This is a genomic window from Micromonospora sp. 4G55, assembly GCF_016803375.1.
Genome location: NZ_JAEVHN010000279.1, coordinates 1 through 7696 on the forward strand (window position 1 = coordinate 1; position 7696 = coordinate 7696).

The 7696-nt window shown below is 72.5% G+C and carries 6 protein-coding genes; 1 reads left to right on the forward strand and 5 read right to left on the reverse strand.

Annotation, left to right across the window (positions count from 1 at the left end):
* Positions 1-16 precede the first annotated feature (16 nt).
* On the reverse strand, positions 17-1606 hold the full coding sequence (locus JNW89_RS21185) for an amino acid permease (protein ID WP_238450223.1): 1590 nt from the start codon (positions 1604-1606) through the stop codon (positions 17-19).
* A 390-nt stretch (positions 1607-1996) separates the two neighbouring features.
* On the opposite strand from JNW89_RS21185, the gene JNW89_RS21190 reads away from it, so the two are divergent.
* Entirely contained in the window at positions 1997-2890 is an 894-nt protein-coding gene (locus JNW89_RS21190) for an alpha/beta hydrolase (protein WP_238450224.1), read from the forward strand.
* A 26-nt stretch (positions 2891-2916) separates the two neighbouring features.
* Here the strand turns inward: JNW89_RS21190 and JNW89_RS21195 are convergent, their stop codons facing one another.
* The 4 genes from JNW89_RS21195 to JNW89_RS21210 all read right to left on the reverse strand — a co-directional run bounded on the left by JNW89_RS21195 (position 2917) and on the right by JNW89_RS21210 (position 7437).
* Positions 2917-3777, reverse strand: coding sequence for a PhzF family phenazine biosynthesis protein (locus JNW89_RS21195; RefSeq protein WP_238450225.1), 861 nt, complete (start codon positions 3775-3777; stop codon positions 2917-2919).
* A gap of 87 nt (positions 3778-3864) precedes the next feature.
* Entirely contained in the window at positions 3865-4365 is a 501-nt protein-coding gene (locus tag JNW89_RS21200) for a DUF456 domain-containing protein (RefSeq protein ID WP_154943530.1), read from the reverse strand.
* Between the two features lie 77 nt (positions 4366-4442).
* The gene (locus JNW89_RS21205; protein WP_238450226.1) at positions 4443-6611 is read right to left on the reverse strand and encodes a bifunctional diguanylate cyclase/phosphodiesterase; all 2169 of its coding nucleotides are present in this window, start codon (positions 6609-6611) and stop codon (positions 4443-4445) included.
* A 7-nt stretch (positions 6612-6618) separates the two neighbouring features.
* Positions 6619-7437: an SAM-dependent methyltransferase gene (locus JNW89_RS21210; RefSeq protein WP_238450227.1), complete on the reverse strand. Its 819-nt coding sequence runs from the start codon at positions 7435-7437 to the stop codon at positions 6619-6621.
* Positions 7438-7696: the final 259 nt, after the last annotated feature.

The following is a 7696-nucleotide window of genomic DNA, read 5'->3' on the forward strand; positions in this document are numbered from 1 at the left end:
CGACGAGGGGCGCGGATCAGGCCAGGTCGTCGGCCGGTGCGGCGTCCACGGCGGAACGCTGCACCGGCACCTCGACGGTACGGCGGGGGCCGGTGAACCACTTCCGGGCCGAGGCGTACCACCAGATCGCCACGCCGAGCAGCACGCCGCCGATGGCGAGCGGGGCGTAGTTCACGGCCGTCCAGCTGAACTCCGCGTTGCCGGGCACGCCGGCCGGCACGATCGGCAGCACGAAGTAGACGGAGATGATCGCGATCTCGATCACCGCGATCCAGCCGAGCAGCTTGTACCTCCGCCCGAGGGTCCACGGGCCCGGGACGAACCGGTCCCCCATCCGCAGCCGCAGGAAGATCGGGATGAGGAAGGAGAGGTACAGCCCGATCACCGCGACCGAGACCACCGCGTAGAAGGCGACCGGCACGCCGGCCTTCTGGTAGAGCGCCGGCAGGGTGAGCACCAGCCCGGCCAGGGTGGCCGCGATGATGGCGTTGACCGGGGTGCCGTTGCGGTCCACCCGGGACCAGAGCCGCCAGCCCGGCACCGCGCGGTCCCGGCTGAACGCGTACGCCATCCGGGACATCGAGGTCACGCAGCTCATCCCGCAGAAGAACTGGCCGATGGTGGAGATGATGATGACGGCCTTGAAGAAGAACGGGGTCAGCGCGGACTCGAAGATCGCCCCGGAGAAGCCACCCGCGGAGTTGATGGCGTCCACGTCGGTGGCCGCGAAGAGGAAGGCGAGCAGCAGGATCCAGCCGCCCACCGCCGAATAGAAGATCGACCGCCAGAGGCCCTGTGCGGCGGCCTTCGAGGCGCCGCGGGTCTCCTCCGAGACGTGCGCGCAGGCGTCGAAGCCGGTGATCGTGTACTGGGTGAGCAGGAAGCCCAGCGGCAGCACGTAGAACCAGAAGGTGAGCCCGCCGGTGTCGCCGTCACCGAAGCCGGAGTTGTTGAACCGCTCGGTGAAGACGAACTTGAAGCTCTGGTGGTCGTCCGGGACCAGGACCAGGATAAGCACCACCGCGGCCGCGCCGGCCACGTGCCACCAGACCGAGACGTTCTGGAGTACGTCGATGACGCGGTGCCCGTAGATGTTGATCAAGCCGTGCAGGACGAGGATCACCACGAACAGCCCGAAGGTCTGGTGCGCGGTACCGGCCCAGCCGTCGAAGAGCGCGGAGAGGGTGAGGTTGAGGAAGGTGGCGCAGCCGTAGTCCACCGAGGCGGTGACCGCCACCAGGCCGATCAGGTTGAGCCAGCCGGTGAACCAGCCGTGCACCGGCCGCCCCATGGTCGCGGCCCACCAGTAGATCCCGCCGGCGGTCGGGTAGGCCGAGACCAGCTCGGCCATGCAGAAGCCGATGATCAGGATGAACAGCGAGATCAGCGGCCAGCCCCAGGAGATGGCGACCGGCCCGCCGTTGTTCCAGGCCTGGCCGAAGGTGGTGAAGCAGCCGGCCAGGATCGAGATGATCGAGAACGAGATGGCGAAGTTGGAGAAGCCGCTCCACTTGCGGTGCAGTTCCTGTTTGTAGCCGAGTTCGGCGAGCCGTCGGGCGTCGTCGTCCATCGGTTGCTCGGCGGTCGGCGAGGGCGTCGTGGCCACTGCACACCTCCCTGAGGTGATCCCCGGTACGAGTGCGCCCGAGTCTCGTCCCGTGGATCACCGCGGTCAATCCGTCGCAGGTCCCGAACTCGCAAATTGCGTTGCCGGCCGGGGCGGTCTGGCGGCATGCTTGAGCCCGTGACCAGGCCCGATCGCGACGGGCCCACCCCGGGCGCTCGGCAACGCCCGGTCCGCGGCGGCGCGGGGCGCTCACCTCTCTCTCACGTACGGCGTGCTCCGCCGTGCCCGACGGGTGCCCCGCGCCGCCACCCCTTCGTCCGGGCGGCTCCGCTTCGGCGAGAAGGGCCGACGTGACGGGCTCCGTGCACGCTTCCGGGAGCCACGCTCTCGTCGGTGAGCGGATGCCTGCTGACCTTCTAGCATGAGTCCGTGCCGGAGCACTGGATCGCTGACGAACACCTGGCGGCACTGGTGCGGACAGCGCGGGCTCGACCCGCCGTCGGCGAACCGGACGTGGCGATGTTGCGTCAGGCAGCGCGCGTACGCGCTGCAGCGCGTGAGCCGGGACCGGACGTGCCGAGCGTCGACACGACGATGGCGGGTGTGCCGGTACGGGTGTATCAGCCGGGCGCGGGCGTGGTGGTCGTCTACTTCCATGGCGGCGGGTTCGTGCTGGGGGATCTCGACACGCATGACGCGCAGGTGCGGCGGCTCGCGGTGGCTACGGCGGCGACGGTCGTCGCAGTCGACTATCGACGTGCGCCGGAACATCCCTGGCCCGCGGCGGTCGACGACGCGGTGGCGGTTGTCAGGCGGGTGGCGGACGGCGGGACACCGGTTGCGGTGGCCGGGGACTCGGCGGGCGGTCTCGTCGCGATCCTGACGGCGCTGCGGCTGCGCGACGAGGTTCCCTTGCTGGCGCAGCTGCTGGTCTGCCCGAACACCGATCCCACGCTGAGGTGTCCGAGCGTGGATGACAAGGGGCGAGGCTGGCTGCTCGATGCCGACGTCCTTCGTCGGTGGGTCGCGATGTGGTTGCCCGATCCCGACATCCGCGTCTCGCCGTTGGCCAATCCGCTCGTCGCGGACCTGCGAGGCCTGCCGCCGGCCGTCGTCGTGACCGCCGAACACGATCCGCTGCGCGACGAGGGTGCGGCTTACGCCATGCGTCTGCGGGACGTGGGCGTGCCGGTGATGCATCGCCGTGAACCGGGCTTGGTCCACAACTTCCTGACTCTGCGGGACGTCTCGCCATCTGCTGCCGCAGCGGAAGATCGTTTCCTCCGCGACGCGGCTCAGTTGTTGCGCCAGCGATCGCGCTGATCTGCCGCCGACCGAGCGCCCCGCTGTCAGACCCCGCTGGCCTGGATGTCGGGAAGCGCGACGGCGGTGCCGGTCACCGCGATCCCGGTTCCGGGTTGGGCGGGGATCTCTACCGTGAGCAGGCTTGGCCGGCCCATGTCCTGGCCCTGGTGCACGGTGACCGTCGCGGGCGGCGCCACCAGGCGCAGCTCACGCAGATAGCCACCCAACGCCGCAGCCGCCGCACCGGTCGCGGCGTCCTCGACGACGCCACCGGGTGGGAACGGGTTACGTGCGTGGAAGACCAGCGCGGACTCGCGGTAGACCAGGTCGATGGTCGTCCAGTCGCGCTGGGCCATCAGGCTGGCCAACGCCGCCATGTCGTAGTCCAGGCTGGCCAGGCGTTGCCGGCTCGCGGCGGCCACGATGGGATGCCACGCCCCGGCGAAGGCGACCCGCGGCGGCAGCGTCGCGTCGAGGTCGCCCGGCGTCCAGCGCAACGCTTCGAGCAGCGCCGCAAGGTCGCCGGCGGAGATGGGTTCGCTCTGCGGTTCGACGCTGATCAGCGTGGCGGTGATGGTGCCGTCCGCCTGCACCGTGGTGGAGACCTCGACCAGGCCGGCGCGGGTGTCCAGATACCGAACGCCCGGACCGTGCCGCTCGGCGTAGGCGACTGCCGACGCGATGGTCGCGTGGCCGCAGAACGGGACCTCCGCCTTCGGGCTGAAGTAGCGCACCGTGAAATGCCCGTCCCCGCCGGGAACGAGGAACGCCGTTTCGGAGTACCCGACATCGGCCGCCACCCGCTGCATCTCCGCGTCGCCGAGCCCGGTGGCATCCAGCACCACACCAGCCGGGTTGCCGCCGGCCGGATCGGCACTGAACGCGGCGTACCGCAGGATCTCCATGATCACGATCATAGGGTGCGGCCCGAGCCCGCCGAGAGCGGTGATCCGGATGGTGCCCGACCGTGGTCGGCGCGCCGGCCGGACGGCTCAGGCGAACAGCAGGCCGGCGACCCAGAGCGCGGCGACGACCAGCCCGGCCAGGAACTCCACCATCATCGACAGCCCGGCCGCCTTGAGCGCCTGCACGGTCGCCGGCCAGGCGAGCTGGTTGCTGCCCAGGCGCAGCCGCTCGGCGCCGAACACCCCGCCGACGAAGCCGAGCACCAGCCCCACCACCGGGATCACGAAGAACCCCACCAGCCCGAGCAGGCCGCCGGCGAGCAGCGACGAGGTGGGCACCCCGGTCCGCTTCAGGTTCCGCCCCGGCCAGGCGTACTTGACGACGGTCCCGCCGGCGGCGACCACGGTGGCGGCGGCGAGCACCGCCCACCGGCCCGGGCCCGCCCCGCCGAAGAGCGCCCAGACCAGCACGCCGCCCCAGCACAGCGGCAGCGCCGGCAGCCCGGGCACCACCACGCCGGCCAGTCCGGCCAGGATGGCCAGCGCGGCCACCACCGACACGGCCGCCTGTGAATCGGTCAGGCCCACGCCGCCTCCGCCCGTCGCCCACGGCCCCCGGCGGGACCACCACCCGGGTCACGCCCCGCCGCGCCCGACCCGAACGCTCACGCCGCCGCCTCCCCGCCGCGCAGCCGGGCGGTGATCTCCTCCGCCGGCATCGGCGGGCCGAACCAGCGCCCCTGACCGGTGTCGCACCGCAGCGCCCGCAGCCGTTCGGCCTGGGCGCCGGTCTCCACGGCCTCGGCGGTCACCGACAGCTCCAGCGCGTGCGCGAGCCGGACCAGGGCGTCCACGATGCGCTCGTCCCGGTGGTCGACGGGGGCGTCCGGTTCCTCGGCCCGGATCCCCTCGACGAACGGGCCGGCCAGCTTCAGGCAGTGGATCGGCAGCCGCCGCAGGTACGCCAGGTTGGAGTACCCGGTGCCGAAGTCGTCGATGGCGAGCCGGACGCCCAGCCCGGCGAGCCGGCGCAGCGAGCGCAGCGGCTCGCCGGCGCTGCCCATCACCGCGCTCTCGGTCAGCTCCAGCTGCAACAGCTCCGCCGGCAGACCCGTCCGGCTCAGCGCGCCCGCCACGGTGTCGACGATGGCCGGGTCGTCGGCCTGCCGGGCGGCCAGGTTGACGCTGACCACCAGCGGCTGCCCGGGGAACTCGCGGTGCCAGGCCCGGGCGTCCCGGCAGGCCTGCCCCAGCACCCACTCGCCGAGCCGGACGATCAGGCCGGTCTCCTCGGCCAGCCCGATGAACCGGTCCGGCCCGACCAGGCCCAGCTCGGGGTGCCGCCAGCGCACCAGCGCCTCCACCGCGAGCATCTCGCCGTCCAGCAGCGAGACGATCGGCTGGTAGTGGACCACGAACTCGTCCCGGTCCAGCGCGGCCGGCAGCCCGGCGGCGAGCGCCGACCGGGCGATGTCGGCGGCGCTGCGCTCCGGGTCGTACACCGCCCAGCGGCCCCGACCCTCCGCCTTCGCCCAGTACAGGGTGGTGTCGGCGGCCTTCATCAGCTCGGAGGCGCTGGTCTCCGCGGCCGGGCACTCCACCACGCCGACGCTGGCGGAGACCGCGAGCTGCTGGTCGCCGACGAGCACCGGGGCGGAGACGGCGGCCAGGGCCAACTCGGCGACGCCGACGGCGTCGTCCAGCCCGTCGCCGCCGTCGACCAGGATGACGAACTCGTCGCCGCCCATCCGGGCGACCAGGTGACCCTGCCCGGCCACGCAGTCGGCCAGCCGGCGGGCGATGGTGATCAGCAGCCGGTCGCCGAGGTCGTGGCCGAGGCTGTCGTTGACCGCCTTGAAGCCGTCCAGGTCCAGGAAGCAGACGGCGATCCGCTGCTCCGGGCCGGCCCGCTCGAAGCACCGCCCCAGGGTCTCGAAGAACAGCGTCCGGTTGGGCAGGCCGGTCAGCGGGTCGTGCAGGGCCTGGAACCGCAGTCGCTGCTGGAGTTCGTACCGCTCGGTGATGTCCTCGATCATCGCCACCGTGAACCGGGGACGTCCGTCGTCGTGCCGGATCAGCGAGACCGCCAGGTCGGTCCAGACGACAGTGCCGTCCTTGCGGTGGTAGCGCTTCTCCACCCGGGCGTGGTCGTGCTTGCCCTCGATCAGCTCCTGGTACAGCTCCCACATGCCGGCGGCGTCGTCGGCGTGGAACAGCGACGCCACGTTGAGCTGCCGCAACTCGTCGACGGGGTAGCCGAGCATGTCGGCGAAGGACTGGTTGACCTCGATGATCTGCCCGTCGATGCCGGCGATGCCGATGCCGATCGCCGCGCCGGTGAAGACCGCGCGGAAGCGCGCCTCGCTGTCGCGCAGCGCCCGCTCCACCGCGTCCCGGGCCTGCCAGGCGGAGCGGGCGATGCGTTCCTGCTGGCTGAAGGTCCGGTTGCGCAGGGCGCGGGCGAACCCGGCCGCGAGCGCACCCTGCAGCGCCGCCACCCGGTCGGCGACGTCGGCGGGGTGGACCCGGTCCGGCAGCACCTGCGCCAGGAACCGGTGACCGAGGGCGTGCACCGACCAGTCCAGCACCCGGGGCTCGGTGAGGTGCGCCTCCACCAGCGCCCGGCCCACATCCTCGGCCGGGGTGGCGGAGAACTGCCGGGCGAGCACGGCCTGGCCCAGCCGTACGGTGTGGACGAGCAGCAGCCGCTCGGTCTCGTCCGCGCTGAGCGGCACGAAACCGAGCCGGCGCACCGCCCGGGCCCAGTCGGCGGCGTACCGCTGGGCGCCGGGGCGGTGGAGATCGTCCCCGCCGGAATCCGGGACGGCGGCCATGTCGGGCTCAGCCGGCGGCGCGGTCGTACCGGGCGACGCCGCCGAAGGCGCCGAACCGCTCGGGGTGCTCGTCCACGTCGGAGGGTGAGTCCGGCCGCCACAGCGGCATGTGCACCACGCCCGGCTCCAGGATCGTCCAGTCGCCGAAGAAGCCGGTGATCTCGGCCCGGGAGCGCAGCGTGATCTCGGTGGCGGTACGCGCCGACAGCCGCTGCGCGTCGAGCATCTCCTGCGGCTGGTCCTCGAAGGTCGAGTGGGAGATGACCAGGAAGCTGCCGGGCACCGCGGCGGCCCGCAGGGCGGCGAGGATGTCGGCCGGGCGGTCGGCGTCGGGGATGAAGTGCACCACCCCGGCGAGCAGGATGCCGAAAGGGCGGCTGAAGTCGATCAGGCCGCTGGCCCGGGCCTCGTCCAGGATCAGCTTCGGCTCCCGCAGGTCGGCGCGGATCGCGGTGGCCCGGTCGTTGCCGGCGAGCAGCTCCAGGCTGTGCGCCACGGCCACCGGGTCGATGTCGACGTAGACGATCCGGGCCTGCGGGTTGGCGGCCTGCGCCACCTCGTGCACGTTGCCGACGGTGGGAATGCCCGAGCCGATGTCGAGGAACTGGTCGATGCCGGCGTCGAGCAGCACCCGGACGGCCCGGCGCAGGAACTCCCGCCCGGAGCGCATGGTGGCCGCCAGGTTCGGCGTCATGCTGGCGATCTGCTCGGCGAGCTGCCGGTCGATCTCGAAGTTGTGCGCGCCGCCGAGGAAGTAGTCGTAGACCCGGGCCGCGCTCGGCCGGCTCAGGTCTATCTCGGCGGGAGTTCCGTCCGGCATCTGCATCGGTTCGCCCCAGTTCGTCGCCGCGGTGCGGGCGGGCACCGGTGTCCGGACGCGCGCAGGCACGCGGAGGCGACACCGGCCGACCCGCGGAAGGTGTGGTGCTGACCACTCTAGGCGCGTACGCCCGAGCGCGGGAGATCCACATTCGGGCGGTGATCGGCGAACCCCGATGGCGTCCCGCCGGCGGCGGTGACCTGCCGGTGTCCCGGGGCGCGGGACACCGGCGGCTGCTCGACCCCGCGCCGCCGACCGGCGCGAC